The organism is Micromonospora globosa (assembly GCF_000717585.1).
Lineage (GTDB): Bacteria > Actinomycetota > Actinomycetes > Mycobacteriales > Micromonosporaceae > Micromonospora > Micromonospora aurantiaca.
The window spans coordinates 74,761-100,362 of the sequence record NZ_JNZR01000013.1 but is presented as its reverse complement, the minus strand read 5'-3'; the positions used below and the strand labels follow the sequence as shown (position 1 = coordinate 100,362).

General features: G+C 70.7%; 28 protein-coding genes and 1 riboswitch. Of the genes, 11 read left to right on the top strand and 17 right to left on the bottom strand.

From position 1 onward, the window contains the following. Positions 1–12: 12 nt before the first annotated feature. A complete protein-coding gene (locus IF06_RS0114435; RefSeq protein ID WP_167796919.1) occupies positions 13–486 on the bottom strand; it encodes a PH domain-containing protein in 474 nt (157 codons plus the stop codon). Between the two features lie 622 nt (positions 487–1,108). After that, a complete protein-coding gene (locus tag IF06_RS0114430) occupies positions 1,109–1,552 on the bottom strand; it encodes a hypothetical protein (RefSeq protein WP_030271549.1) in 444 nt (147 codons plus the stop codon). Between the two features lie 71 nt (positions 1,553–1,623). Here IF06_RS0114430 and IF06_RS0114425 point away from each other — a divergent pair, with 71 nt between their 5' ends. Beyond that, positions 1,624–2,166 carry a hypothetical protein gene (locus tag IF06_RS0114425; protein WP_123111663.1) on the top strand — a complete coding sequence of 181 codons (543 nt, stop codon included), beginning with the start codon at positions 1,624–1,626 and terminating at the stop codon, positions 2,164–2,166. A gap of 14 nt (positions 2,167–2,180) precedes the next feature. Here IF06_RS0114425 and ccsB read toward each other — a convergent pair whose 3' ends face one another. The 4 genes from ccsB to IF06_RS34335 form a co-directional block, all read right to left on the bottom strand. After that, on the bottom strand, positions 2,181–3,110 hold the full coding sequence (gene ccsB, locus IF06_RS0114420; RefSeq protein WP_030271546.1) for a c-type cytochrome biogenesis protein CcsB: 930 nt from the start codon (positions 3,108–3,110) through the stop codon (positions 2,181–2,183). A gap of 68 nt (positions 3,111–3,178) precedes the next feature. Next, a complete protein-coding gene (locus IF06_RS33120; protein WP_082171188.1) occupies positions 3,179–3,406 on the bottom strand; it encodes a cation transporter in 228 nt (75 codons plus the stop codon). A gap of 159 nt (positions 3,407–3,565) precedes the next feature. Next, on the bottom strand, positions 3,566–3,997 hold the full coding sequence (locus IF06_RS0114410) for a hypothetical protein (protein WP_030271542.1): 432 nt from the start codon (positions 3,995–3,997) through the stop codon (positions 3,566–3,568). Positions 3,998–4,210: 213 nt separating this feature from the next. Then, positions 4,211–4,675, bottom strand: a complete 465-nt coding sequence (locus IF06_RS34335; RefSeq protein ID WP_225319833.1) for a hypothetical protein — start codon at positions 4,673–4,675, stop codon at positions 4,211–4,213. Between the two features lie 11 nt (positions 4,676–4,686). On the opposite strand from IF06_RS34335, the gene IF06_RS34330 reads away from it, so the two are divergent. After that, the gene (locus tag IF06_RS34330) at positions 4,687–5,022 is read left to right on the top strand and encodes a zinc ribbon domain-containing protein (protein WP_230650663.1); all 336 of its coding nucleotides are present in this window, start codon (positions 4,687–4,689) and stop codon (positions 5,020–5,022) included. 417 nt (positions 5,023–5,439) lie between these two features. Here IF06_RS34330 and IF06_RS0114400 read toward each other — a convergent pair whose 3' ends face one another. Continuing rightward, entirely contained in the window at positions 5,440–6,240 is an 801-nt protein-coding gene (locus IF06_RS0114400) for a C39 family peptidase (RefSeq protein ID WP_036310744.1), read from the bottom strand. Between the two features lie 209 nt (positions 6,241–6,449). Continuing rightward, a riboswitch (cyclic di-AMP (ydaO/yuaA leader) is annotated at positions 6,450–6,590 on the bottom strand. A gap of 994 nt (positions 6,591–7,584) precedes the next feature. On the opposite strand from IF06_RS0114400, the gene IF06_RS0114395 reads away from it, so the two are divergent. Next, the gene (locus IF06_RS0114395) at positions 7,585–9,099 is read left to right on the top strand and encodes a copper resistance CopC/CopD family protein (RefSeq protein ID WP_030271539.1); all 1,515 of its coding nucleotides are present in this window, start codon (positions 7,585–7,587) and stop codon (positions 9,097–9,099) included. 146 nt (positions 9,100–9,245) lie between these two features. Here IF06_RS0114395 and IF06_RS0114390 read toward each other — a convergent pair whose 3' ends face one another. Beyond that, a complete protein-coding gene (locus IF06_RS0114390) occupies positions 9,246–10,667 on the bottom strand; it encodes an MFS transporter (RefSeq protein ID WP_030271537.1) in 1,422 nt (473 codons plus the stop codon). A gap of 242 nt (positions 10,668–10,909) precedes the next feature. On the opposite strand from IF06_RS0114390, the gene IF06_RS34325 reads away from it, so the two are divergent. Continuing rightward, positions 10,910–11,194 carry a heavy-metal-associated domain-containing protein gene (locus IF06_RS34325; RefSeq protein ID WP_036310742.1) on the top strand — a complete coding sequence of 95 codons (285 nt, stop codon included), beginning with the start codon at positions 10,910–10,912 and terminating at the stop codon, positions 11,192–11,194. A gap of 86 nt (positions 11,195–11,280) precedes the next feature. Further along, complete coding sequence (locus IF06_RS32130) at positions 11,281–11,574, top strand: glutaredoxin family protein (RefSeq protein ID WP_047890777.1); 294 nt, start codon at positions 11,281–11,283, stop codon at positions 11,572–11,574. Between the two features lie 37 nt (positions 11,575–11,611). Here the strand turns inward: IF06_RS32130 and IF06_RS0114375 are convergent, their stop codons facing one another. After that, positions 11,612–12,535, bottom strand: coding sequence for a M56 family metallopeptidase (locus IF06_RS0114375; protein WP_030271533.1), 924 nt, complete (start codon positions 12,533–12,535; stop codon positions 11,612–11,614). Further along, positions 12,532–12,894 carry a BlaI/MecI/CopY family transcriptional regulator gene (locus IF06_RS0114370; RefSeq protein ID WP_082171187.1) on the bottom strand — a complete coding sequence of 121 codons (363 nt, stop codon included), beginning with the start codon at positions 12,892–12,894 and terminating at the stop codon, positions 12,532–12,534. Before IF06_RS0114370 ends, IF06_RS0114375 begins: the two co-directional genes overlap by 4 nt. A 484-nt stretch (positions 12,895–13,378) precedes the next feature. Here IF06_RS0114370 and IF06_RS32125 point away from each other — a divergent pair, with 484 nt between their 5' ends. After that, a complete protein-coding gene (locus IF06_RS32125) occupies positions 13,379–13,912 on the top strand; it encodes a hypothetical protein (RefSeq protein ID WP_052166171.1) in 534 nt (177 codons plus the stop codon). 93 nt (positions 13,913–14,005) lie between these two features. Here the strand turns inward: IF06_RS32125 and IF06_RS0114360 are convergent, their stop codons facing one another. The 4 genes from IF06_RS0114360 to IF06_RS0114350 form a co-directional block, all read right to left on the bottom strand. After that, positions 14,006–14,686, bottom strand: a complete 681-nt coding sequence (locus tag IF06_RS0114360; RefSeq protein WP_052166170.1) for a C39 family peptidase — start codon at positions 14,684–14,686, stop codon at positions 14,006–14,008. 253 nt (positions 14,687–14,939) lie between these two features. After that, positions 14,940–15,596: a DUF305 domain-containing protein gene (locus IF06_RS0114355; RefSeq protein WP_030271527.1), complete on the bottom strand. Its 657-nt coding sequence runs from the start codon at positions 15,594–15,596 to the stop codon at positions 14,940–14,942. A 71-nt stretch (positions 15,597–15,667) separates the two neighbouring features. Further along, complete coding sequence (locus tag IF06_RS33615; RefSeq protein WP_071098622.1) at positions 15,668–16,093, bottom strand: hypothetical protein; 426 nt, start codon at positions 16,091–16,093, stop codon at positions 15,668–15,670. A 61-nt stretch (positions 16,094–16,154) separates the two neighbouring features. Further along, positions 16,155–16,607: a DUF2752 domain-containing protein gene (locus IF06_RS0114350; RefSeq protein ID WP_030271525.1), complete on the bottom strand. Its 453-nt coding sequence runs from the start codon at positions 16,605–16,607 to the stop codon at positions 16,155–16,157. A gap of 468 nt (positions 16,608–17,075) precedes the next feature. On the opposite strand from IF06_RS0114350, the gene IF06_RS0114345 reads away from it, so the two are divergent. Together IF06_RS0114345 and IF06_RS0114340 are read left to right on the top strand one after the other, a co-directional pair. Then, positions 17,076–17,585: an ATP-binding cassette domain-containing protein gene (locus tag IF06_RS0114345; RefSeq protein WP_230650666.1), complete on the top strand. Its 510-nt coding sequence runs from the start codon at positions 17,076–17,078 to the stop codon at positions 17,583–17,585. After that, positions 17,582–19,150 carry an ABC transporter permease gene (locus IF06_RS0114340; protein ID WP_063778291.1) on the top strand — a complete coding sequence of 523 codons (1,569 nt, stop codon included), beginning with the start codon at positions 17,582–17,584 and terminating at the stop codon, positions 19,148–19,150. Before IF06_RS0114345 ends, IF06_RS0114340 begins: the two co-directional genes overlap by 4 nt. Here the strand turns inward: IF06_RS0114340 and IF06_RS0114335 are convergent. Then, a complete protein-coding gene (locus IF06_RS0114335) occupies positions 19,131–21,299 on the bottom strand; it encodes a heavy metal translocating P-type ATPase (protein WP_225319487.1) in 2,169 nt (722 codons plus the stop codon). The two genes, IF06_RS0114340 and IF06_RS0114335, sit on opposite strands and share 20 nt — an antisense overlap. Positions 21,300–21,497: 198 nt before the next feature. Between IF06_RS0114335 and IF06_RS0114330 the strand changes: the two genes are divergently transcribed. Together IF06_RS0114330 and IF06_RS0114325 are read left to right on the top strand one after the other, a co-directional pair. Further along, on the top strand, positions 21,498–21,716 hold the full coding sequence (locus tag IF06_RS0114330; RefSeq protein ID WP_013476072.1) for a DUF2933 domain-containing protein: 219 nt from the start codon (positions 21,498–21,500) through the stop codon (positions 21,714–21,716). An 84-nt stretch (positions 21,717–21,800) separates the two neighbouring features. Further along, positions 21,801–22,019 carry an SHOCT domain-containing protein gene (locus IF06_RS0114325; RefSeq protein WP_013476071.1) on the top strand — a complete coding sequence of 73 codons (219 nt, stop codon included), beginning with the start codon at positions 21,801–21,803 and terminating at the stop codon, positions 22,017–22,019. 22 nt (positions 22,020–22,041) lie between these two features. On the opposite strand, the gene IF06_RS0114320 is transcribed toward IF06_RS0114325, so the two are convergent. Both IF06_RS0114320 and IF06_RS0114315 read right to left on the bottom strand, forming a co-directional pair. Then, entirely contained in the window at positions 22,042–23,157 is a 1,116-nt protein-coding gene (locus tag IF06_RS0114320; RefSeq protein WP_013476070.1) for a sensor histidine kinase, read from the bottom strand. Next, positions 23,154–23,846 carry a response regulator transcription factor gene (locus tag IF06_RS0114315; protein WP_013476069.1) on the bottom strand — a complete coding sequence of 231 codons (693 nt, stop codon included), beginning with the start codon at positions 23,844–23,846 and terminating at the stop codon, positions 23,154–23,156. The genes IF06_RS0114320 and IF06_RS0114315 overlap by 4 nt, the downstream gene beginning before the upstream one ends. Before the next feature lie 152 nt (positions 23,847–23,998). On the opposite strand from IF06_RS0114315, the gene IF06_RS0114310 reads away from it, so the two are divergent. Continuing rightward, complete coding sequence (locus IF06_RS0114310; RefSeq protein ID WP_013476068.1) at positions 23,999–25,531, top strand: multicopper oxidase family protein; 1,533 nt, start codon at positions 23,999–24,001, stop codon at positions 25,529–25,531. The last annotated feature ends 71 nt before the right edge of the window (positions 25,532–25,602 follow it).

Sequence of the window (25,602 nt, the reverse complement as noted above, 5' to 3'; positions counted from 1 at the left end):
AATAAGTGCAACTCAACTGGAGGTGGATCGATCCCCCGCAGCAGGGGCCGCCCCTTCAACGGCGGGCCCGCCCTCGGCGGGTGGCGCCACGGAACCGGCCCCGTCCGCATCCATGGCCCGGGCGGCGGCGAGCAGGGTTCGCAGACGTCTGACGGCAGCGACGGCGTCCGCGTGGTCGATCACCTGCACGCTCAGCAGCGGCACCACGTCGCCGTTGACCAGATCCAGCGACGCCCACACCGCCTTGCGGTCGAACCGAACCCGCTCCACCACCTGCCACGGCACGGTGACATCACCGAGCAGGTTGCGCACCCGCACCCGCTCGACGTCGGCCTGCACCCGCAGCCGCCACGGCAGCAGGGTCAGCCCGGTGAATAACACCCCGACCCCGATGACTGCCCACCGGTCGGCGGGAAACAGTTTTCCCCCGTTGGAGGTGGTTCCACTCAAGGTGAGCCCCGCGTACACGTTGATCGCCAGGATCACCGCTGCGGCGCCCAGGCTGATCTGCCGTATCCGCCTCGGCCGCACCGTCACGTCCCCGGCCGCCGGATCGTCGTGCCCGGCTGTCGCCGGCGTACTCATGTTCACAGACCCTCCTGGTCCTCGTGGTCAACGTCGGGTGTTCGGCCGCACGGGCCGTCGCTAGCCATGCCGGTCGGCTGGCAAGGCGGGCCGGGCGGAAGCACACCGCAGCGGCGCTCGTCCGCCACCGGTCGAGGACGCCCACGCGTGGGCCGCGACCGACGGTCGAGGCGTGACTTCGACGAGCAGCGGCCGGCAGAACCACGCATGGTCGTCGAGGCGAGGCCCGACGCCAGGAGCTGCCTATCGGGCGCGGCCGCGTCCGCGGGCAGCCGGAGAGCAGCGTGGCGGGAGCCGCCGGCGGGACGCCTCACGGCACTGGAGTGACGACCTTCGCACAGGCGCGGCCGCAGGTGGTTGTCTGCGCAGCGGCGCGGTGGTGGCGGCACGGTGTCGATGCGGACATCTGTCAGCAGGCTCGGCGCCGCGGAGACCGCTGGCGGCATTTGCCTGAGCCGGCAGCCGTCATCGACGCCGGTGCGACGGGACCGTGCCGGCAGCGGCGCGTTCGAGGTGTCGAGGTCTAGCGGTCCTGGAAGCCCGGGTAGTCCGAGACGTGCCGGCGGGGGTCGTCGTTGAGCCACCGCAGCATGTCCTCGTAGGCGGCCACCTGCGGATCCTGGGCGTCGGTCTGCGTCACAGCGGCGGGCGTCATCCGCGCCGGCGCCGCGCCGTCCGGGTCGCTGCGCTCGAAGCGCCAGCTGTGACCCAGCGACGGCACCGCTGCCTGCGGCCTGCCCCCCTGCCGTCGGACGTCGGCGTGGCTCAACCGCTCGCGCACCACCTTGACCCAGAAGAAGACCCCGAAGGCGGCAAAAAGCGGCCACTGCAACGCGTACCCGTAGCTGAGGGTGTTGCCCTGCCGCGCGTGTTGCCACTGCCACCAGCCCAGCCGCAGGAACACCACCGCGACCACACCGACGAGCACGTGGCCAACGAGCCAGCGGGGACGAAGCCAGGGCGACACGCCCCGACGATAGCCGCTCGGGAAGCCAGGCATGTTGTCCGCCCTCTCTCTGCGTGACGTACGGTAGCGGCGTGAAGGTGTTCCCCGTTGCGCTCGACTCCGGCGAGACCGCCAGCCTCCGCTCCGACGACACCACGGTGTGGATCACCCCCGCCGCCACCCGCTGGCGGAGGCTGCTGCACTGGTCCGCCGGAGCGGTGATGCTCGGCCTCGGCCTCGCTGCCATCTCCATCGGTGTCGGCCACGCGATCGGCCCGGCCGTCGGCCTGTGGGCCACCGCCGCGACAGTCGGCCTGATCATCGCCGGCGGCATCGGTGCAGCCGTCGCCGCAGTGCTGCTCTGGCGCGCCGAGCGCCACCCCGGCTCCGCCATCCACGTACGGGACATCAGCGCGGCCCGCAGTGAGCAGGCCAACGGCGGCATCACCGTCACGATCGAACACGTCAACGGGGTGACCCACCGGTTCACGGGCACCGGCATGACCGGCGCCCGCACCGCCCAGCTGTTCGCCCGGCTGCTCTCGGCCGCCGCCGCGCCGCACGACGAGGAGAGCTCCGCGCCGCACGCAGGTGCGACAACCGCCGCGGGCCGCGGCGCAAACCCCGTCAAGTAGCGGCTGACCACGGCTCAGGCCCCCGCGTAGGAGTGCAGACCAGAGATCACCAGGTTCACCGCGAACAGGTTGAACATCATCGTCGCCCAGCCCACCACCGCCACCCACGCCGCGGTGGTGGCCCGCACACTCGCGGTCGCGTTCGCGTGCAGGTAGGCCGCATACACCACCCAGGAGATGAACGCCCACGTCTCCTTCGGGTCCCAGCCCCAGAAGCGGCCCCACGCCGCCTCCGCCCACACCGCTCCGGCCATCACCGCGAAGGTCCACACCAGGAAGCCCGCCCCGTGCATCCGGAACGACAGCCGCCGCCACACCGCCATCGCGGGCAGCCGCGCCGCCAAGGTGTCACGCAGATCCCCCGATCTCGGCGTGCCCCGTCGCTCATAACGCGCCCGTAGCAGCAGGGCCACGGCAGCGACGAACCCGATCAGGAACAACCCGGACGCGATTGCGGCGGCGCTGACGTGCACCGCCAGCCACACCGACTGCAACGCCGGTACCAGCGGACCCGCCGGCGTGTACACGTGCAGGCCCGCCGCGGCGAGCAGCACCAACGCGCACACCGCGACGTACAGGCCCAGTGGCCGCAACGCGGGGCGCCGGACCGCCAGGACCAGCCAGGCGAGCACCCCGACCAGGGTCACCGCCACGATGAACTCGTACATGTTTCCCCACGGCACGCGCCCCGCCGCGGCCGCCCGGGCGACCAGGCTGCCGGCCTGCGCCGCCGCGGCCGCCCCGACCGCGCCCAGGCCGACGACGCGCCCGATGGCAACCCGGCGCGACACGGCAGCCATCGTCGGGACGGCAGCCGCAGGCACCGTCGCAGGAACCGGTACGGCAACCCGCCGCGGTGCCACCTGGGCCGCGGCAAAGGCGATCACGGCCGTGAGGTGGCCGAGGAGAGCAAGAGTGAACAGATTGTCAGATAGAGCAGCCATCGACTCTCCACGAATGAGTCAACCCGCTACCGCACGCCCCGATCAGGAGGCGGCGGGCGGGCCGGAGATCAGAGCGATTCCAGCCGGGACGGATAGCCGGACGCGGCGAGCGCCGCGGTCAGCACGGGAGCGGTGACGACGACCGGGTCGGCGTCCACCACCGCGCGGCCCGCTGCTGCGGACACGTGCGCCCGATGCACCCCCGGCAGATCTTCCAAAATTCGCCGTACTGCGCTCTCCGCACGGTCGCAGCACAACCCGCGCACGGCCAGCATGTAAGTGACGGTGTCGTTCACGGCATCCTCAGACCCGACGAAGGGACAGCCGAGCTTGCTGGCCGACTGGCCAGGACCACGTTTGGCAGACTCGGCAGGAACGAAGGCCCGCGACGGCTACTCAGCCGGCCACGTATCAGGACGCGTGGACCGCCACGGGCTCACAACCGCAAACCGGTTCTACACCCGCGACACGCACAACAGTGACAGCAGCCGGACCGTCACAGGCCGGCTCACCGGCCGGTGACGCAGCCCCCGGCCAACAGGTAGCCGGCGGACCCAGCGCTGGAATGCCCCCAGTACGACAGCGCCGCCGATCACCAGCAACAGCAGGCAGGCCGTCACGGCCACGCTCCCGCCATCTGCCGGCGCATGATGCCCGTCAGTCGCCTCCGGATCGGCGGAGGCGAGGGCATCAGCGAGGCTGTTCAGGGCCGCAGACGCGTCGTAGGAAGCGAGGGAGGTCGTGGAACTGGCAGCCGCCGAAGGTGTCGCAGTGTCCAGACCCCTAGCGCACTGCAGCGCGTGCAGGACCAGAACCGCAGCGACGACGACCGCCACCGCGACAGCGCGGTAGCCGCGCATCGCACCAGCCGGACCGTCCCACGTCACCAGCGCAGACTACGACACTCCACGGCCGCAGCCGTCGTGCGGGTGCGGGTTCCCGTCCTGCCCCGGATGCTTATCTCAAGGTCGGCGAACCACTGCGTCACCACGTCGCGTTCGAAAGTCCCGTGGGCCACTCGTCGGCGCGGCCTGCATCGGGCGGTCGTAGCTGGACCGCCTTGTTCGGGCGGCTACCACCGGCTCCGGCCCGACAGCCCTTCATCCAGCGCAGCGGACTTTTTGTCCGACTCGACCATGAAGATCCTTCGTAGAAATGTTGGCGTGTCGGACCACCAGAGTGACGATCCCGCGGATCCCATGACCCGATGGCTCAACAGCCAGCCGCACGCCGGCGCGCAGCCGCGCGTCCGGCGGCAGGGTGGTCTGCGGTTTGCGTTCTACGGCCGGATGTCGACCATCGAGCATCAAGACCGGGTGACGTCCCGGCACTGGCAGCGGGACTGCGCCAGCGAACTCGTCGCCGGTCACGGGCTGATCGTCGCCGAGTACTTCGATGCCGGCTGCTCGCGCCGCCGCGGCTGGCGGCAGCGTCCGCAGGCCGCCGCGCTGCTGGCCGCGCTCCCCGATCCGCACCGTGGGTTCGACGCGATCGTGGTCGGCGAATACGAACGAGCATTCTCCGCCAACCAGCTGCAGCACCTGGCACCCCTGCTCGAACAGCACGGTGTGCAGTTGTGGCCAGCCACGACGGGACTGCCCGCCGCTACCTGTTCACCGGCCTGCTGCGCTGCGCACCATGCGGCCGAAGACTGGAATCCCACTGGATCAACCAGCGTCCGGGCTACCGATGCCGCCAAGGCCACACCAGCACCCAACAGCCCACCAACGGCCGACGCAAGATGCTCTACCTCAGGGAAGACCACATCATCGCGCGACTGATGGGACATCCCGGCCTCGCCAGCGACGCCCAGAACCCGCATGACCTGGCCGCGCTCCTGCACAGAAACAAGATCAGCATCATCTGCGATCAGGAACGATGTACACCGACCACAGGAGCCTCAGGCAAGTGAGCCCGTTCAACCCATGATCAATATGTGGAGATGTTGTGTCCGAGGGATTCGGACACAAAGTCACGGCACCCATGCTCAGCATGGGTGCTCATGCCGTAATCCTATAGCAGCGAGCGGCACTATGGAGTTTCCCGTGTCGGCGTCATGCCGTTATCGGTGACGCACCAAAGTCCACAGAGGGGCTGGTTCGGATTTCGCGCCGGCGGCCCCGGCCTGGCCAACCCACCCGGCATGCTGGACCTGTACGTGTTCGCCCCTGCCCGCCGCGTCGGGCGGCACCTAACCTGACCGCACAAGATGATCGGCTGAGCCATACCAGAGGGCGCACGACGTGCCGTCCTGCCTGCTACTGGGCGCGAACCGAAAGGCGACGGGCACCGGCTCGAACGAGCCGGTGCCCGAGGGCCGGAGATGGGATCAGGCGGAGTAGCCGCGGGTGGCCATCCAGTTCGCCAGGTCGATGGTGGTCATCCAGTAGGCGGCCATGTTCGGGTCGGCGGAGTCGGCGATCCGCACCGTCCGGCCGTCGTCCTTATATCCGACCACGGCGATGTAGTGGCCGCCGGGGAAGGAGTGCCAGCCGCCGTCTGTATCGGTCGCGGAGCCGACGGTGTTGGCGACCACGGCACGGCCGTCGGTGATGGCGGTGACCACGTCGGCCTGGAGCTGGTCGATCTGCGCCGGCGTCGCGGCCTGGCCCGGGATCATGTGCGTCCGGTACGGGTTGCCCTTGACCATCTGGTTGAGCCCGCGAGTGGTGTCCTCCGCCGAGTTGGTGCCGTTCTCGCCAGCGTTCAGCGGGGCGACCATCGCGTCCTGGGTGGTCTCGACGCCGCTCGCGCTGAGCGCGTTGCGCACAGCGGCCGGGCCGCAGTTCCAGTAGGCAGTCTGCGCCTCGTAGGTGTGGTCGAGGACCTTGGTCGACGGAGGCTTCGGCCTCGCCTTCTTGGTCACGTCCGGGTCGGTCGTGGCCCTGTCCTTCGCTGACGGCGACGGCTCGGCGGCGACGCGAGCCTCGCCGCGGGTGGCGACATCACCGAGCCGCGGAGCCAGCCCGGCGGCGGTGTTCCCCTGGCGGACGGGCGCGTTGTGATCGGTGGCGGCCAGCGCCGTGCCGACGCCGCTGGCGAGCACGAGCGCCGCGGCGGAGCCGGCGATGATCTTGTACGGGCGCTCGGTCACAAGACGCCGCAGCTGACGCTTCATGTGGTGCTTCATGTGTTCCTCCACGGGCTGGAGCGGCACAGGCCGGCCCGACGCGCGGAGGAACTCACGCACGTTGTGACTGGGCGGGGTGCCGCGGGGATGGGGAGCGCCCGGTGGGCCGGGCTGGGGGGCAGTTGCCGGGACTCACAGTCAGGCGAGTGTCGGCACCGCGATGCCGTGGAGGCGTGGGGAGTATCGGGAGGTGTTTCGCACGAGGCTGGCACTCCTTCCGTGGCCGCCTACCGGGTTAGCTGACGGATTCGGGCGGGAAGTACGCCCTACCGCGGGCCGTGGCTCGCGGATTCACCCCGGTGTTGCCTGGGTCCCCGGTTCATGAGATCACGATTAGGCGGGTCGGAGCGGCGTCGCCACTTGCGATCGGAAACCGCACCGGACGCGCCGACATTACCGGTGGGTACGTCGTATGCCAAGGGCTCCCACCTGCATAAGCCTCGAACATCGCTACTCTGATCGGAACCTCCAGTTACTCATGCCACTCAATGGGACGAGCAGTTATAGCGGAACCCTCGGGACGTAACCGGACATCGGAATGCTGTTGGCGCTCAATTGCTTGGCCGATCGCCGCATACTCACCCGAATGGCCGTTTCCTGGGCGGCCGTACGTAGCCCCACACCAATTTCAGTCACAATTCAGCAAACCCGGGCCGGCAGCAGCGGCGGTAGTGGTGGTACGGGCCGAGGCCGCGCGCAGACACAAGTCAGTGCGAGCTCCCCGTTACCGCACAGGCGTTCATGGAGATGAAGTTGGCGGCGCTCGTGACACCCGGCAGTCAGCCCGCGCAGACCGCGGGTAGCTCGACGTTCGAATGTCGACGTGGCTTCGACGAAAATCAACCCAATCCCGGCGGGCGGCGTAAGGCCGGATCGCCGCCCTGCCGACGGTTGGGCGCGCGCCGCGCGAAGCAAGTGGGAACCGCGTACGAGAGCATGATCGTCGCGCTGATCGCGGTGGCCCGCTTCAAAATCCGTCACCGCGGGGCCACAGAGCGACCCGACCACGGCCGACCGGGACCGCGGCAATGCCTCGCACCACTCCCGGCGCAGTCCGTCGCCGTTGCGAGTCGGCGATGCCACCATGCTGGCGCTCTCCCCCAACCTGACTTTCTGGATCGTCGAAGCTGACCCGCCCCTACTAAGGGCGGGTAGTAGTTGACCTAGGATGGCGACCGCACCACGTGGGAGCGATGTGTGGGCACCGGCCCGCGCCTCCTTGGCGGAAGGATCAACAGTGCCTTTCCAGCGGCGTCGCCGGGCGGCCTGACCTTGCTTGCTGCATCGCCGGGTCTCGCATGTCCTCAGTCGCCAGCACGTCGCGCCGCGCGCTGGGCAATTCGGGTGTGGCTGGCGCTGTTTCCCGCCCTCATCGTGGCCCTCGGGTTCGCTTCCCCTGCGGCCGCACATTTCAAGCTGCTCCGGGCCGTTCCGGCCGACGGCGCGCGGATCGACGGCGCCGTCCAGGAGATCCGGCTGACGCTCAGCGCCGCCGGCACGCCCACAGGAGCGGGATTCAAGCTTTCCGACGGCAACGGCATCGGCCTACCGGCCGCCAGCCACACGCCCGACGGAGGCCGAACGTGGCTGGTCCACCCGACCGCTCGCCTGACCACCGGCACGTTCAAGCTGCGATGGAGCGTCGCGGCCCCGGACGCCCACCCCCTGACGGGTGTCATCACGTTTACGGTGGCCTCGCCTCCCCCGACGCCCGGAACGGCCGCTAAACCCCAGGCAACAGCCAGCCCGCACGGACATGCCGGCCATGGTGGGCCAGGTGTGCCCCCGGCTTCGCCGTCGGCACACGCGGGAGGACACGCTGTTGGCCACACCGCCGACGCGGAACAGGCGCCGGTGCGGTTTGTCGGCGCCGTCGGGCGTTGGCTTTCCTACGGGGCGATCCTGCTCGGTGTCGGTGGTCTTGTCTTCGCGTTGACCACACTGGTCGGCACACGCAGTGACATCCGGGTGGTGCAGATCTGGGTGCGGACGGCGGGGCTGGCGGTGGCGGCTGGAGCGGCCTTTGAGCTGGTTGCACTCGCGGCGGTCTTCAGCGAGCAGGGCACCTTCGCCTCGGCGGCCAGCGCCTCGTCGGTGACCGCCCTCAGCCAGACACCGGTGGCCGCCGGCCTGGTCCTGCGACTCACCGGTGCGGCCGGTCTGCTCGTGTCCGGTTCACTCGAAGCGGCGCTGATTCGGGGCCGGCACGCGGTCGGGCGTCACTCCGTTCCGACCGTCGCAGCGATACCCACCGACTCCCGGAACCTGGTGACGGCTGCCGCCGTCAGCGCGGCCGGCGACGGCGTTCAGCGGGTGCGAGCGCGACCGGTGCGGCCTGTGCTCATGGCGGTCACCGTGGCACTGCTGCTGGGTTCCTTTCTGGTCGATGGGCACACCGTCACCGCGGAACCTCGGGCCGTCGTCGTGGCGGCCGATTTCGCCCACACCATTGCCGCCGCGGTGTGGGTCGGCGGAGTTCTTCTCCTGGCTGCCCTGTTGCTGAGCCGCGCCCGCCTCGGCGTACCGACGGGTGCCGCCGAAATGGCGGTGCGATTCTCCATACCGGCCACCGCCGCGGTAGCGCTCACGGGTGTCGCTGGCGTCGCGTTGACCCTGCTGATCCTGGAACGGCCGGGCCATCTCGTGACCACCGACTGGGGGCGGGTGCTTCTCGTCAAGGTCGCCCTGGTGGCGGCTGTTGCCCTCGTCGGGCTGTACAACAGCCGGCGCGTCGTGCCCAGGCTGGATGACCGCGCGATGGACGCCACTTATCAGCTACGCCGCACTGTCCTGGTCGAGGCGTTGCTGATGGTCGCCGTCGTGCTGGTCACCGCGATCCTCGTCAACGCCGAGACGTAGTCGGCAGCAGCGCGTGACAGGAGTCGAGGGCACCTCACCGCCAGGGCCGCCTCGCGTGGGTCGGGCGCTGATCGTATGAATGCGCCGGTGGATCAGTCGGGATCAGACTCATCCACCGGCGTCAGACAGGCGGTTGATGGATTCGGTCAGGCCGCGGGTACTGTCTCGGCCTCGTTAACAGGCTGTCGCTTGGCCGCGCGGAGGGTGAGACCGGCGGTGAGGGCGCCTGCGGCGGCGATGATCCCGGCGCCGACGAAGGCGGCGGAGTATCCGTCGGTGAGGGCGGGCAGATCGCCGAGCCGGTCGGCGCCGGCGGCGGAGGCGACCGCGGTCATCGCGGCCAGGCCGAGCGCGGAGCCGACCTGGTAGCCGGTGTTGACGATGCCGGAGGCGAGTCCGCCCTCCTCGGGGCGGGCGCTGGAGATCGCCGTACCGAGCGACGGGATGAACGCCAGCGACATACCCAGCGCCGCGACCAGCGAGGCCGGCAGCACGTCAACGGTGAAGCTGCCGTCGGGGCGGACCAACGCGAGCCAGCCGAGTCCGACGGCGAGGACCGCGAGGCCGGTGACCACCATGGGCTTCGGGCCGAAGCGGGCGATGGCGCGCGGGGCGAGCGCGATCATGCCGATCATGATGAGGATGGTCATCGGCAGCAGTGCCGCGCCGCTGGGGAAGGCGCTGTAGCCGAGGACCTGCTGCAGGTAGAGGTTGAGGAAGAACCACATCGGGATCCACGCCGCACCGAGCAGAAGTTGGGCGACGTTGGCGGCGGCGAGGTTCGGCGCCCGGAAGATCGACAGCCGCATCAGCGGCTCCCGGCGGGCCGCCTGGATGGCGACGAACGCCGCGAGGGCGACCACGGCTCCGGCGAGCACCAGCCAGGTCTGCCCAGAGGCCCAGCCCACCTCGGGGGCGCGGACGATGCCGTACACCGCGGCGCCGAGACCGATGGTGACCGTGAGGGCGCCGAGCACGTCCAGCGAACCGCGGCGGGTACCGCCGGCGGGCATCAGGGCCGGGGTGGCCAGCAGCGCGAGCGCGGCGATGGGAATGTTGATGTAGAAGACCCACGGCCAGCTGAGGTATTCGGTGATGACGCCGCCGAGGAAGACGCCCGCGGTGCCACCGGCGGGTGCCGCCGCGCCGTAGAGGGCGAGGGCCCGGGTGAGTTCCCTGGGTTCGGCGCCGAAGAGCATCATCAGCAGCGTCAGCGCCGACGGGGCGATCAGCGCCGCACCGGCTCCCTGTACGGCGCGGGCGGCCAGTTCGACCGTGACGCTGCCGGCCAGGCCCGCGGCGGCGGAGCCGATGAGCAGGACACCCCAGCCGGCGGCGAACATCCGCTTGGCGCCGAACAGGTCGGACAGCCGGCCGCCGAGCAGGAGCAGGCCGCCGAACGCGACGACGTAGGCGTTGAAGACCCAGGACAGGCTCTCCGGTGAGAAACCCAGATCCGCCTGTATGCGTGGTAGCGCGACGCCGATGATCGAGGTGTCCATGATGACCATGAACTGGGCGAGGGCGATGAGTCCGAGGGCCCACCAGCGCTTCGATCCGGATGACATCGTGATCACTCCTTTTCTTACCCCTAGGGGGTATGGGTAGCGGCAATTTTGTACCCCCCACCGGTACCTGTCGTCAAGTGATCCGGATGACATGCCAGGGTAAGCACACGGATCGGTCGAGGTCTTGAGGGGCATACCGGGGAGGGGTATATTCAAACGCCTGCGGGCCGGCGCACAGCCGACCGTCGACGGACGGGCCTTGCGCACCGTCACGCCATCGTCTGCGACACCGAGGAGATCCCATGTGCGGCAATGAAGCCAGCTGCGGCTGCGGCACCATCACGATCGACAGCGCCCCGGCGGCCCAGGGCACCGGCAGCGGCGCCCGGAGCACCTACCAGGTGTCCGGCATGACCTGCGGCGGCTGCGCCAAGAAGGTGACCGGGCACGTCTCCGAGATCGCCGGCGTGACCGACGTCCAGGCCGACGTGGCCGCGGGCACCATCACCGTTCTCAGCGAGAACCCGTTGGACACCGCCGAGGTCCGCGCGGTCGTGCAGCGGGCCGGCTACCAGCTCGTGGACTGACCCGCGGGGCATCTCGCATCCCTGGGGCACCGGTTGGCGCCCAGGGATGCCGCCTTGCCATCCGTCCCGGCGACGAGGAGACCGAGTTGACCGTCAACGATCGTTCCCGCCCCGATGAGCTCGTCGTGTACGGCACCGGCTGGTGTCCCGACGTGCGACGCAGCCGCGCCCTGCTCGACGCCGCCCGCATCCCGTACGTGTACGTCGACGTCGATGAGGACCAGGCTGCGGCGGACCTGATCCGTGGCCTGCAGCAGGGGCAACGTCGCATTCCCACCCTGGTGTGGCCGGACGGCAAATTCCTGGTCGAGCCCACCGACGACCAACTGCGTGCCCACCTGACCAGCAGCGGCCATGAAACCGGTGGCCTCGCCGGCTGACGCTTCCATCCCACGCGTCAGAGTGCGCGGCGGCCGTCTAGAGACAGGTGAGGACCGCGGCGAGCATGCCGATGCCCACGGGCGCCCCGAGGGCGGCCGCAGCGAACGCGGTCCGGGTCGCAAGATTGCGGCCGTGCGGGGTACGCGACTGAAGCCGCTGCAACCGGACTCCCACTTCTCCCCCGGCCATCGACAGGGCGGACGGCGGATGGGGCGCACCAGCGAAGCTCAAGAGCGCATTGCGCACGGCCGCATGGCCGCACTCCCGGACGGCCGCAGCGTCCGCACGCAGCTCGACTAGCAGACGGACGGCGGCGGGTGCTTCCCGCGTCAGCGGCAGCCAGGGAACGGCCGATGCAAGCCCTTCCACGGCGGATACCAGCAGGTGGTGGCGCTCGCGCAGATGGGCGCGCTCGTGGCTCAGCACCGCGGCGAGCTGATCCGCCGGCAGATCTCGGGTACAGCTGGCGAGCACAGTCAACCCGCCGGCCCCGCCGAGGCTGTACGCCAACGGGGTGGGGTGTGGGATCCACAGCACCGCCCCGTCACCGGGCTCGGCCGCGCCGCCGGAGAGAGCCAGCAGATCCCCGTGCACGCGCCGGGCGCGACCGGCCGTCCGGGCGCGGCGGACGCAGGACGCGGCGAACTTCGTGAATGCCGCGACCATGGCCAGAGCGCCCGCCCCGCCGAGGACCTCGCCGAGGGCCGGGGGACGGCTGGGCCGCGCCCAGTGCCAACACAGTCGGGCGAGGTCATGCAGTGCCCACTCGTGGGCAGCGCCCGGGGCGAGCAACACGGCGACGGCGACGCCGAAGGTGGCCGTCACGGCGACGAGCAGCCCGAGCCAGCCGAGCAGCACGGCGACCGGGTCAGCAACGTGGCGGAAGCAGAATCGCAACGCGACGGGCCCCCACCAGGCGGCGGCCACGACACCGGCGACCAGTGCCAGCGCGACGCTCACGCCCCGGGCTCCCGCTCGTGGAGCACCTGCTTGATGATGTGCAGTTCCCGATCCGAGGCCGACCTGGCGAAATGCAGAAGCACCAGGTCGGGGTCCGTGCTGGTCTCGAGCACCTGACGCAGCGTGCGAGCGGCGATTTCCTCCCGGCTGCCGGCTGGGCGATAACGGTAGGCCTTGCCATCCTTCGCACGCGCCGCCCAACCCTTGCGGTGCAGGTTGTCGAGCACGGTGAGAACCGTCGTGTAGGCCAGAGCGCGGTCGGTGGTCAGTGCGTCGAGGACCTCTCTGACCAGCAGAGGTTGGCCGGCCCGCCACAGGACGTCCATGACCGCCGCCTCGAGTCTGCCCAGCTCTGCCACGTGCGCTCCCTTCGTGCCCGCAAGGGTACGCGGGGCGACCCGCCAGGCCAGCAAGGCGCACCGGGACCGTGAGGGCTGGCGAGCACAGAGGCCCGATACCTCAGGAGCGCGCGGCCCGGCCAGAACGACCTCGACGATGGTCCATATTTGCAGACGGCGGAAAGGTTGCGTTCCGCAAGGTTCCACCCCCGCCAGGGCAGGCGTATGAAGTGACCCGAGTCGATGCCGTACCCACCCTCCACGGCACTCCCAGAGGAGCTGGAATGCGCAATAAACTGCTGGCCGCCGCCGGTGCCGCCGCCCTCGCCCTGCTGGCCTTCCCGTCGCCCGCCCAGGCCAACCACAGCTGGGGCGGCTACCACTGGGCTCGCACCGCCAACCCGTTCAGCCTGAAGCTCGGTGACAACGTCAGCTCGCAGTGGGACTCGGCGCTGTCCGGCGCCTCCGCCGACTGGAGCAAGTCCACCGTCCTGGAACGACCGTCGTGGCCGGCTCGGTCAGCCCGAAGACCTGCAAGGCCACCGCCGGTCGGGTCGAGGTGTGCAACTCCACCTACGGCAACAACGGCTGGCTCGGCATCGCCTCGATCTCGGTCACCGGCGGCACCCACATCACCCAGGGCACCGTGAAGCTGAACGACACCTACTTCAACACCGCCCAGTACAACACCCCGGCGTGGCGCAACCTCGTCACCTGCCAGGAGGTCGGCCACACCTTCGGCCTCGACCACCAGGACGAGAACTTCAACAACGCCAACCTCGGCACCTGCATGGACTACACCAACGACCCGAGCACCAACCAGCACCCCAACCAGCACGACTACGACGAACTGGTCACCATCTACTCGCACGTCGACTCGACCAGCACGGTCGGCTCCGCGCCGGCAGGCGCCTCGGTCGGCAACTCCCCGGAGTGCTGGGGCACGCTGGTCAGCGGCTCCCGCGCCGACCGGCACTCCACCTACGTCCGGCACTTCGCCGACGGCACCATGGTCGTCACCCACGTGATCTGGGCCTGATCGTCGGATCGACCGCGGTGGAGGGGTCCGTCGCCGGATCGCCGAGCCGCACAGTGGCCCCTCGCCAGAACGGCGAGGGGCCCACGGTGCTGGTCAGGCCGAGTAGCCGCGCGAGGCGGACCAGTTCGCCAGGTCCGCAGCCGAGATCCAGTAGGTGCCATCACCGACAGGCTGCCAGGGATCGGCGATCTTGAGACGGCCCCCGTCGCTGTCGTAGCCGACCACGGTGAGGTAGTGCCCCACGGGGAAGGATCGGGTGACGCCTTCGGCACCCACGGCGGCACCGATGACGTTGACCACCGGGATGCGCTGCTCGTCGATGGCCTTGGTGAGGTCGGCCCTGAGCCGGTGCACCTCGTCGGCGCTGGCCGATTCGTTGGGAATCTCCACGGTCTTGTACTCCCGCTCGCCCAGGCTGTCGTTGAGCACTCGGGTGATCTCGAAGGCCGAGGCGGTGCCGGCGAAGGTGGTGCCAAGTTCACTCGCCAGCTTGTCCTGGTCTTCGATCTTTCCTTGCGCGCTCAGCGCGATCCGCGTGGAGGCAGGACCGCAGTAGTAGATGTTGGGCTGCGCCTGGAACGTGTAGTCGTTCACCTGTTTGCCGGAAGCTGCTCTGGCTGTCGCCTCGGCAGCAGCCGGGTTGGCAAAGGCAGCTGTCGCCGGACCTGCGGCGACGATGCCGGCAAGAGCCACTCCCGCCGCGGCCACGCATTTCCTCACCACGGCGGAGTTGTGGGTGTTGCTGACCGAAAACCGTCGGGCAGGGTTGTTCATGTATCGCCTCTCCTCGGGGAGCCGCAGCGATCACGCGGACCACTCGCCGCTCTTCTCGGTTCGGCACGCGCCTGCGAGCCGGGATACGCACACCCCGGAGCGTCCGGCTCCGGCCTGCGGTTAAGGACCAACTGGCGGCCCGGTTCCCGCATTCCGCAGGTGAGGCCCCGGCCACAGGATTCAGGGCGGTCAGCCGGAAAAGGGACCGGCCGGACTCGAACCAGAGTTCGAGCCCGGCCGGACAGGTACGCGCCTACAGGCGGTCGAGGATCTTCTGGAGGGTCCGCACCTCCGCCGCCTGGTCTGCGGCGATCTTGGCGGCGAGAGCCTTGGCGTCCGGGTTGCTGCCGTTGGCCTGTTCGGTCTTGGCCATCTCGATGGCGCCGTTGTGGTGGGCGATCATCATTTGGGCGAACTTCTTGTCGAAGTCAGTGCCCTTGGCGGCCGTGAGGTCAGCCATCTCCTGGTCGGACATCATGCCCGGCATGTCCGAATTCATCCCCGGCATGTCATGCCCGGGCGAGGCCGACATCCCCGGCATGTTGTGGCCGCTGGGCGGAGACGTGGGCTTCCCCCACGCCGTCAGCCAGCCCTTCATGGTGGTGATCTCGGGATCCTGGGCGGCCTTGATCTTGGCGGCCAGATCCTTCAGCTCCGGGTCCTTCGCGCGGCTCGGAGCGAGGCCGGCCATCTCAACGGCCTGCTGGTGGTGCGGAATCATCATCTGGGCAAACATGACGTCTGCGTCGTTAAACGTGCCGTTCGCTGCGGACGAGGCGCCGGTCGACAGGCTGCTGTTGGAATGGTCCATGCCGGCCATGTCGTCGCCCCCGCCGCAGGCGGCAGTGACGAGCAGAGCGGACAGGGCGACACCGGCAAGGGCAGTCCGGCGCAGGATGGTTCGCTTCATCGAGTGAATGGTCCTTGTCGCTAGTGGTTGGCAGACGGTCCTGTGATGGGGGCTTGGCGGCGCGCGAGGGTCTATGTCCGCAGGACCGACACCGCGGTCATCCGCAGTCCGAGGGGAGGTCGGGGCGGAGGGCCACATCCTCGACCCCACGTCCACTGCCTGGCGCGTGCGGATACGGGCAGTTCTCGTCGGCACCGCCGGAGCATCGACAGGGAGGCGAGAACGACCGCCGCGCCGAGCACCGCCAGACATACGGCGAATGCGTCAACGCCGCGACCGTGGCCGTCCGAGCCGCTGAGGCTCTGCTCGCCTGCCGGCACCACGGGTGTGTGCCGCAGGTCCGCCATCGCGCTTTCGACGCCGGAGCCCCTGAGGCTGGGATGGTGGCCGACGGTGTGCATGCCGAGAACACCGAAGGCCAGTGCGACGAGCAGCATCAGCCACAGGGCCGCGCGCTGCTCCGGCCCGCCCGACGCGCCCGCCTTCGCGCTTTTCATGCTGTACCAGGATAGTCGGTGCAAATCCGCCTGCCAGAGATCGAGGTCTGAAGCCGCCGCATCAAGGGGTCAGGTTCGGGATGTCGAACCAGCTGAACGGTGGCCACGGCAGGTTGCGCAACACGGTGCTGTAGAGCAGGAAGGCGGCACCATAGATCCAGTAGACGCGTGGCGACAACCGCAGCGCAGGCAACTCCCGCCCGAACCAGGCGACGCCGGCCCAGCGAATGCCCGCGTAGAGAAGGAAGGGAACGGCGATCAGAGCGGCCAGATGGTGGCGGGCCGCTTCGAGGAGGTCGCCGTGCAGCAGGTAGTAGAACATTCGGGTGCCGCCGCAACCCGGACCGTTGATGCCGGTCATCGCGTGCCAGAGGCAGGGGCCGGTGGGGTCGGCGACCCGGTCGGTCGGATCGAAGCGAAGGACGAACGCCGCCGCCGCGCCGATGGCGCCGGCCAGTGCCAGAGTCGCCGCGCGCTGCGTCGCGCGATGGGGGTAACCCGCCACCTGTCGCATCGCCACCTCCTCGTGTGTCACGAGAGCACACGTGCCGAGATGGGCAGGAACGAGCGATCCCGACACGCGTCTACTAATCACGCATAGTAGATGGCACGCATGGGCACCCTGCCGAGGGGACCCACACCACGAAGACCAGGATGCCGGGCAGGCGCGCGGAACCACCCGGGACACTCCCGTCGCCCTCACCGTGCGCGGTGGCAGCCGCTGCAGACGGGCCCGGCGTAACGGCGGTACCCCTCCCCCACCGCCCCTAAGCTGGGGCAGTACGAACCCTCGCACCACCACCCCGTGCGCACGGAGGTGACCTGTGACCGGCGGTGAGGAATCCGCAGCCGACCGGCCGCCGGGGACGGCCGTGCTGACGGCCCGGGGCCTGCGCAAGTCCTACCGTCGGGGACCGTTCCGGCGGCGTTGCCCGTGCTGCGTGGGGTGGATCTCGACCTGGGGCCAGGTCAGGTGGTCGGGGTGATCGGTGAGAACGGCTCGGGCAAGAGCACCCTGATGAAGATTCTGGTCGGCGCGCTACGCGCAGACGCGGGGACCGTGTCGCACCGCGGACGGATCGGCTACTGCCCGCAGAGCCCGCAGCTGTATCCGCGGCTGACCTGCGACGAGCACTTCGACCTGTTCGGCCACGCCTATGGCATGGCCGAGGAGGAGACGGAGCGGTCCCGGCAGTCGTTGTATGACCAACTGGGCTTCCCCCGGTACGCCCGCACCCGCGCCGAGCGGCTCTCCGGCGGAACCCTCGCCAAGCTCAACCTGGCACTGGCCCTGCTGCCGGACCCGGAACTGATGCTGCTCGACGAGCCCTACGCGAGCTTCGACTGGGACACGTACCAGAAGTTCTGGGACCTGGTCGGCGAGCGCCGGCGGGCCGGCCGCAGCGCACTGGTCATCAGCCACTTCGTGGTGGACGAGGAGCGCTTCGACCGGATCGTGGCCATCACGGACGGCCGGGTGGCATCCCGGTGACCGTCCTGGCGTTCGTGCGGCGGTTCCTGGCCGACTACGCCCGCAACCGGGTGAACCTGCTGCTGCTGGTCGTCGTACCCGTGGTCTTCGTGGCGGTGGTGGCGGGCACCCTGGCCGATGCCGCGCGGATTCTCGGCGGCCGCGGCGGCGCGGCGGTCGAGAACGCCACCGCCGCGTGGTCGGCGGCGTTCCTCGCCGGCATCGGCATGTACTTCCAGAGCGCCGCCACCCGCGACACTGACCAACGGGTGGTGCTGGCCGGGCTGCGGCCGGCACGCATGGTCGCGGCCCGGCTTCTCACCGGGCTGGCGCTGGCCGTGCTGGTCAGCGCGATCGCGTTGGTCACACTCGCGCTCCGGACCGGTATCGACCGCCCGGGGCACGTGGTGGTCGGCACACTCATGGCGGCGGTCATCTACGTCGCCATCGGCACGGCCGTGGGAACGCTAGTGAGCAACCCGGTCAACGGCTCGGTGGTGGTGCTGTTGATCTGGATCCTGGACGTCTTTCTCGGCCCGGCGATGGGGGCCCAGGAGCGGGTGGGCACCCGGATACTGCCGACGCATTTCGTCACCTCGTGGATGGTGGATCTCCCGTCGGGGCACGCCGGCCGGCTCGGCGACGTCGGCTGGGCCCTGGTGTGGACCGTCGCGGCGGTCGCGGTCGCCTGGACCCTCGCGGTGCGGCGTACCCGCCGCGCCGGGCAGCCCCGTCGCCGGCAGCGGCCGGGCGGGTGGCGGGCCCAGCTTGCGGGCGCCGGCCGGGCGGCGTGGCGCGACGCCCGCCGCAATCCGGCCCTGTGGGCGCTCTACGTCGCGGTGCCGGTGATCTTCATCCTGCTGGCGGACGCGATCACTCCCGACCAGCCCATCACGGTGACGGTGCGGGAGCACGGCCGGCGGCTGGCCGGGAGTTACCCGATGCCCGAGGTGCACGGGGCGACGATGGCGCCCATCGCGGTCGCCTCGCTGGCGGCGTTGGCCGGTCTGTTCACGCTGTTGGACAGCCGCGCCGGCGACCGCCGCGCGGCCCTGGCGGGGTTGCGTCCGGCGGCGTTGCTGGCCGGCCGGCTCGGGGTGCTCGCCGCCGCGGCGTTGCTGGCCACGGTGGTGTCGCTGGCCACCACGGCGTCGGTGTTCGACGCGGTCCGCTGGCCGGTGTACGCCGCCGGGAACCTTCTGGTCGCCGGCACGTACGCGCTCGTCGGTGCGCTGCTCGCGCCGGTCTTCGGCCGGGTCGGTGGGGTGTTCATGGCGTTTCTGCTGCCCTTTCTCGACCTCGGCATCAGCCAGAGCCCGATGCTGCGCTCCCAGCCGCCGTCCTGGGCGAAGGCGCTTCCCGGCTACGGCAGCGTCAGGGTTCTCCTCGACGGCGCGCTGACCCGGGGGTTCGACGAACTCGGCGCGCTGGTGCTGGCCTCCGGGTGGATCGTGGTGCTGTCCCTGGCCGTCGCGGTCGCCTACCGGCGGTCCGTGTCGCCGCCCGGATCCCTCGTGACGGCTCTGGCCCGGCCTGCGGCGAGCCGGCCGGGCCAGAGCGGGACGTTCAACGGCGTCCGGGGGTGAGGCGGACCCGTCGGAGCAGTTGTGCGTTGAGCGCCACCACGATGGTGGAGGCGGACATCAGCACCGCGCCGACCGCCGGGCTGAGCGCCACGCCCGCCCACGCCAGCGCGCCGGCCGCGACGGGGATCGCGACCACGTTGTAGCCGGCCGCCCAGGCCAGGTTCTGCACCATCTTGCGGTAGGACGCGCGGGACAGCCGGATCACGCCGGTGACGCCGCGCGGGTCGGAGGAGGCCAGGACGACACCGGCGGATTCGATGGCCACGTCGGTGCCGGCGCCGATCGCGATGCCGACGTCGGCGCGGGCCAGGGCGGGCGCGTCGTTGACCCCGTCGCCGACCATGGCCACCGTCAGGCCCCGCGCCTGCAGGTCGGCGACCGCGCGGTCCTTGTCCGCCGGGAGCACCTCGGCGAACACCTCGTCCACACCGGGGCGGAAGCCCAGGTCGGCGGCGACCGCCTCGGCGACCGGGCGGGCGTCTCCGGTGATCATCACGATCTTCTTGACGCCCTGTTCCCGCAGCTCGGTGATCGCCTCCCGGGCTTCCGGCCGGACCTCGTCCTCCAGCGCGAACGCGCCGATCGTTTCGGGTCGGCCGTCCGCCGGCAGCCGCAGCAGATGCAGGACGGCCGCGCCGCGGGCCGACCACCGGCTGCTGGCGTCCGCCAGGTCGGCGGGCACAGTGGCATCGAGCTCCCGCAACAGCGCCGGACCGCCGACCGCGTAGGAGGTGCCGTCGACCACGGCCTGGACGCCGCGTCCGGTCAGGGAGCGGAAGTCCCGCGCCGTGGCAATCAGACCGTGCCCCTGGGCTGCCCGCACCAGGGCCCGGGCGAGCGGGTGCTCACTGTCGGCCTCCACCGCGCCGGCGACCCGCAGCACCTCGTCCTCGGTGAGCCCTGCGGTGGCGGCGGTGGCGGTAACGGTGTGGGCGCCCTTGGTCAGGGTGCCGGTCTTGTCGAACAGCACCGCGTCCACGCCACGCATGCGTTCGAGCGCCATGCGGTCCTTGACCAGGATGCCCGCCTTCGCCGACACCGCGGTCGACAGGGCGATGACCAGCGGGATGGCCAGCCCGAGGGCGTGCGGGCAGGCAATCACCAGAACCGTCACCGTACGGACCACGGCTTCGTTGACGTCGCCCAGTGCCCACCAGGTGCCGAAGGTGATCAGCGCGGCGGCGGTGGCGAGGTAGAACAGCCAGGCGGCGAACCGGTCGGCGAGCACCTGCGCGCGGCCGGCGGACGCCTGCGCCTGGGCGACGAGCCGGCTGATGCCGGCCAGGGCGGTGTCCTCGCCGACGGCGTCGACGCGGACCCGCAGGGTGGAGTCGGTGGCGACGGTGCCGGCGACCACCTTGTCGCCGACCGTACGGGGCACGGGCCGGGACTCGCCGGTGACCATGGACTCGTCGAGTTCGGCGGCCCCGTCGACGATCCGTCCGTCGGCGGGAACCCGGCCGCCGGAGCGGACCAGGACCAGGTCGCCGACGCGCAGGTCGCCGGCGGGCACCCGGTGCGGCTGCCCGGCGTCGTCGAGGCGTTCGGCGTCGTCGGGCAGCAGGGCGGCGAGGGCCGCCAGGGCGCCCTGGGCCTGCCCGATCGCCTTCATCTCCTGCCAGTGCCCGAGCAACATGATGGTGACCAGCGCGGCGAGTTCCCACCAGAAGTCGAGGCTGAACGCACCCAGGCTCGTGGCCAGCGAGGCGGCGTACGCGACGGTGATCGCCATCGCGATCAGCAGCATCATGCCGGGAGCCCGGTCGCGGACCTCCCGAACGGCGCCGGCCAGGAACGGCCAGCCGCCGTAGGCGAAGACCAGGGACCCCAGGACGGGCCCGACCCAGGTCATGCCGGGGAAGTCGAGGGTGTAGCCGAACCAGTCCATGATCATGTGGCTGGTGGCGACGATCGGCACGGTCAGCGCCAGGCTCAGCCAGAACTTGCGCCGGAACTGCTCCGGGTCGTGCCCGGCGTGCTTGTCGTGTCCGCCGCCGTGTCCCCCGTGGTGGTCGTGGTGCTGGGGCTGATCCGGCGGGCGACGCTCTGGCGTGTGATCTGCGTGCCGCTCGGCGACGTGGCCGTGAGCGGGGTGCGGGTGCTCGGGTGCCGTCGCGAGCGGGGCATGGTGGGTGTCGTGGCGTGTCATGAGGTCCACCTCCGCCTCGAACATATACCCCTAGGGGGTATAGGGCAAGGCTGCTGGTACGTGGTCTTGAGCGCTTCCTGTTACCGCTACCCGGAGGGGGTAGGACCTTCGACCGTACGGCCGGGGCCGGTAGGCGCTGCCGCCCGGCGGAACCCGGGAGCAGGCTCGGTTTGGGAGCTACGAGAAAGGAGACCGGTGATGAGGCGACATCTGCCGTTGTACGTGACCGCCTTGGTGATCCTCATCGCGGGGGCGCTGGCGATCGGCGTGCCGGCACGTTCGGTGGCGTACGGGCTGCTCGCGCTCGCCTGCCCGCTGATGATGCTGTTCATGCACGGCGGCCACGGTGACCACAGCGGTCACTCCGGTGGCAGCGAGCGCCGCGGCCCGTCGGAGACGAATTCGTCGGTCAGGTGAGCCGGCAGCGGCGACGGGTATGCCGGCGACGCCGTCAGGTCCAGGAGAACAGCAGGGTCCGACAGCGGAAAGGACGTGACCCACATGCATGATGGCAACGGTTGGTTCTGGCCGATGGGTCTGATGATGGTCGGCTGGCTGGTCCTGGCCGTGATCATCGTCGCGGCGGTCTGGCTCACGGTCGGCACCGGCCGACGCGCGACGGACCACGGCGACTCCGCCCGGCGGATCCTGGCCGAGCGCTACGCCCGTGGCGAGCTGGACGACGAGGAGTACCGCCGCAGGCTGGACGGGTTGCGCTGACGGGCCTCCCCCACGCGCTTCGTCAGCTGCCTGCGGCGGGCCCTGCGCCGGGCAGGGCGACGGTGAACATCGCGCCCCGGCCGGGGCCCTCACTGGCGGCGGTGATCCTGCCGCCGTGTTGGGTCACGATAGCGCGGGCGACGGCCAACCCGATGCCCGATCCCCCGTGCTCGCGGTCCCGGGCGGCGTCCGCCCGGTAGAAGCGTTCAAAGACGTGCGGCAGGTGCCGCGCGTCGATGCCGTCTCCCGTGTCGGTGACGCTGACGCGCACCTCGTCGGCAGCCCGGGTGGCGTGCACGCTGACGCGCCCGGTCGGTGGGGTGTGGCGCAGGGCGTTGTCGAGGAGGTTGCCCAGCACCTGCCCCATCCGTACCGGGTCGGCGTCGACCACTCCGACGTCCGGTGCCACCTGCTCGTGCAGGGTGAGGCCCTTCGCCGCGTACCGGGGCCGGGCGGCGGCCACGGCAGCGCTGACCAGCTCACCGACGGCGACCGGTCGGGGGCGCAGGTCGAGTTGGTGCTCCTCTGCGCGGGACACCGCGACGACGTCCTCGGCCAGACGGCGCAGCCGGGTGGTCTGCGCCCGCAGCACCGTCCAGGTGTCCTCGCCCTCGACCGCGATCCCGTCCTCGGCCGCGTCCACGTACGCCTCGATGGTGGCCAACGGAGTACGCAGCTCGTGGCCGAGGTCGGCCAGCAGACGGCGGCGGGTCGCCTCCGCGTCGGCCAGCCGGGCGGCCATCGTGTTGAAGGCGGCGGCGACCGTGTCGAACTCCGGACCGAGGCCGGGACCGTTGACCCGTGCCGCGTAGTCGCCCCGGCTGACGTCCGCGGCGGCGGTCGCCAACTGGGTGACCGGTCGGGCAAGGCGGCGAGCCAGGTAGGCGCTGACGGCGAGGGCGGCGAGCAGCGATACGGCGATCGCGACCCCCAGGGCGAGGGCGCTGGCCGAGGCGTACGCCTGCTCGACGTGATGAGCGGTCCCGGGGTCGACCGGACCGGTCACCCGCCTCAGATGGCTCCGGAAGATCGCCGGCCCGACCACGGCCGCCACCAGGCCGAGGGTTCCCGCGCCGACCAGCACCACGAGGGCCTGGGCGGCGAGAAGCCGGCCCGGCAGTCCCAGTTGTCGTCTCATCCCCGCCCCATCCGGTAGCCGATGCCGCGGACGGTGCGGATGAACCGGGGCCCGGCGGGATCGTCGCCGAGCTTGCGGCGCAGGTGGGCGATGTGCACATCGACGAGGTGCTCGTCGCCGACCCAGTCGGCACCCCACACCGCGTCGATGAGCTGCCGGCGGCGCAGCGCCGTGTCCGGCTGCGCGGACAACGCGGCAAGCAGGTCGAACTCCGTCCGGGTGAGTTCCACGGGCTGCTCGTCGACGTACACCTCACGGCCGGCCAGGTCGACCCGCAGCCCGCCGACCGTCCGGGTCGACTGCTCCGCGGCCGGGGCCACGGCGGCGCGGGGACGGCGCAGCATGGCGCGGATCCGGGCGACGAGTTCGCGCGGGCTGAACGGCTTGGTCAGGTAGTCGTCCGCGCCGACGCCGAGGCCGATGAGCTTGTCGACCTCCTCGCTGCGGGCGGTGAGCATGACCACGTAGCAGTCGGTGAACGTGCGGATCTGGCGGCAGACCTCGATGCCGTCCAGGCCCGGCAGGGCGAGGTCCAGCACCACCACGTCGGGCCGGTCCCGCCGGGCGGCCGCGACCGCCGACCGGCCGTCGAAGACGCAGCTCACCTCGTGACCGTCGCGCTCCAGATAGCTGGCGACGACCTTGGCCAGGCTGCGCTCGTCGTCGACCACCAGCACACGTACACCCATGGGCCAATCCTGCCCTGCCGGTCAGGCCGGGCGGACCCAGGTCACCGGCGATCGCTCATGAAGATTCACTGAAGAAAGCCGTGCGACGTGGCCGTCGGCCCGCGGCGAAGGTCAGGCTGCAGACAGGGTTCCTCGCAGCCGAAGGAGCAGCCATGTCCCCCACCCTCACCCGCCGACGACTGCTGGCCGGAATCGCCGGCACGGTCGGTATCGCCGGCACGGCCGGCGCCGCCGCCTGGGCCGGCGGGCTGTTCGACCCCCGTCTCGTGGCTCCGGGCGGGGACCTGGTGGCCCGGACCGAGGCAGCGCGACGGCGGGCCGGCGCCCGCACCGTGTCCGCGAGGCTCAACCCGCGCCCGGTCACCCTCGACCTCGGCGGCCGGCAGGTGCAGACCTGGGGCTACCAGGATTCCGCGCCGGGTCCGCTGCTGCGCGCGCGGGCCGGCGACGTGCTCCGCGTCGAGGTGGCCAACGGTCTGGCCACCGAGACGAGCGTGCACTGGCACGGCGTCGCGCTGCGCAACGACATGGACGGCGTGCCCGGAGTGACCCAGCGGTCGATCGCTGCGGGCGGAACGCACACCTACGAGTTCACCGCCCCTGACCCGGGCACCTACTTCTACCACCCGCACTCGGGAGTCCAGCTCGACCGCGCTCTCTACGGTGTGCTCGTGGTCGACGACCCGCACGAGGCCGGCCGGTACGACCAGGAGTGGATCGTGGTGCTCGACGACTGGGTCGACGGCACCGGCCGCACACCCGACGACGTGTTGGCGTCGCTGCAGTCGATGGGCGGCCACGACGACATGGCCGGCATGAACGGCATGGCCGGCATGGAGCACGGCGGCATGAGCGGCATGTCGATGGGCGGCATGGAGAGCATGACCTCGCCCCTGCTAGGTGGGGCAGGAGACGTGGTCTACCCGCACTATCTGATCAACGGCAGGGCACCGGACGCCCCGGTGACGTTGACCGGTCGACCGCGCCAGCGGGTGCGGATCCGCCTCGTCAACGCCGCCTCCGACACCGCGTTCCGGATCGCCCTCGGCGGCCACCGTCTCACCGTCACCCACACCGACGGCTTCCCCGTCACCCCCACCACCTGCGACGCCCTGGTGCTCGGCATGGGGGAACGGGCGGACGTCACCGTGGACCTCGGCGACGGCGTCTTTCCCCTGGTCGCGGTCGCCGAAGGCAAGAGCGGCCAAGGCGTGGCCGTGGTCCGCACCGGCGCCGGCAGCCCGCCGGCCGCGACTGTCCACCCTGCGGAGCTGGACCTCCGAGTGCTGCTCACCGGCGGCCTGAGCCCTGCCGACGCCGTCAAACTGGAGCGCCGCAAGGCCGATCGGGTGCACCGCCTGGAACTGGGCGGCTCGATGATGCCCTACCGGTGGACCATCAACGGCACCACCACCGACAAGCTCGACCCGCTGCTGGTCGGCCAGGGCGAGCGGGTGCGGCTGGAGTTCGTCAACCAAAGCACGATGTTCCACCCCATGCACGTGCACGGCCACACGTTCGCCGTCACCGACACCGGCGTCCGCAAGGACACGGTGATCGTGGTGCCGAAGCAGACCGTCGCGGTCGAGTTCGACGCGACCAACCCGGGCCAGTGGATGACCCACTGCCACAACATCTACCACGCCGAGACCGGCATGATGATCAACCTGGCGTACCAGGAGTAACAGCCTGACCTATCCCCCGGGGTGACAGGAGGCTCCCGCGGCCTTCGGCCATGGGAGCCTCCTGTCATCGA

What these genes read in the sequence shown, in the direction of transcription:
- ccsB (WP_030271546.1), bottom strand. Translation starts at nt 3,110, where the DNA reads ATGGCTGCTCTATCTGACAATCTGTTCACTCTTGCTCTCCTCGGCCAC.
- IF06_RS0114400 (WP_036310744.1), bottom strand. Translation starts at nt 6,240, where the DNA reads ATGAAGCACCACATGAAGCGTCAGCTGCGGCGTCTTGTGACCGAGCGC.
- IF06_RS0114390 (WP_030271537.1), bottom strand. Translation starts at nt 10,667, where the DNA reads ATGTCATCCGGATCGAAGCGCTGGTGGGCCCTCGGACTCATCGCCCTC.
- IF06_RS34325 (WP_036310742.1), top strand. Translation starts at nt 10,910, where the DNA reads ATGTGCGGCAATGAAGCCAGCTGCGGCTGCGGCACCATCACGATCGAC.
- IF06_RS0114360 (WP_052166170.1), bottom strand. Translation starts at nt 14,686, where the DNA reads ATGAACAACCCTGCCCGACGGTTTTCGGTCAGCAACACCCACAACTCC.
- IF06_RS0114355 (WP_030271527.1), bottom strand. Translation starts at nt 15,596, where the DNA reads ATGAAGCGAACCATCCTGCGCCGGACTGCCCTTGCCGGTGTCGCCCTG.
- IF06_RS33615 (WP_071098622.1), bottom strand. Translation starts at nt 16,093, where the DNA reads ATGAAAAGCGCGAAGGCGGGCGCGTCGGGCGGGCCGGAGCAGCGCGCG.
- IF06_RS0114350 (WP_030271525.1), bottom strand. Translation starts at nt 16,607, where the DNA reads ATGCGACAGGTGGCGGGTTACCCCCATCGCGCGACGCAGCGCGCGGCG.
- IF06_RS0114335 (WP_225319487.1), bottom strand. Translation starts at nt 21,299, where the DNA reads ATGACACGCCACGACACCCACCATGCCCCGCTCGCGACGGCACCCGAG.
- IF06_RS0114330 (WP_013476072.1), top strand. Translation starts at nt 21,498, where the DNA reads ATGAGGCGACATCTGCCGTTGTACGTGACCGCCTTGGTGATCCTCATC.
- IF06_RS0114325 (WP_013476071.1), top strand. Translation starts at nt 21,801, where the DNA reads ATGCATGATGGCAACGGTTGGTTCTGGCCGATGGGTCTGATGATGGTC.
- IF06_RS0114320 (WP_013476070.1), bottom strand. Translation starts at nt 23,157, where the DNA reads ATGAGACGACAACTGGGACTGCCGGGCCGGCTTCTCGCCGCCCAGGCC.
- IF06_RS0114315 (WP_013476069.1), bottom strand. Translation starts at nt 23,846, where the DNA reads ATGGGTGTACGTGTGCTGGTGGTCGACGACGAGCGCAGCCTGGCCAAG.
- IF06_RS0114310 (WP_013476068.1), top strand. Translation starts at nt 23,999, where the DNA reads ATGTCCCCCACCCTCACCCGCCGACGACTGCTGGCCGGAATCGCCGGC.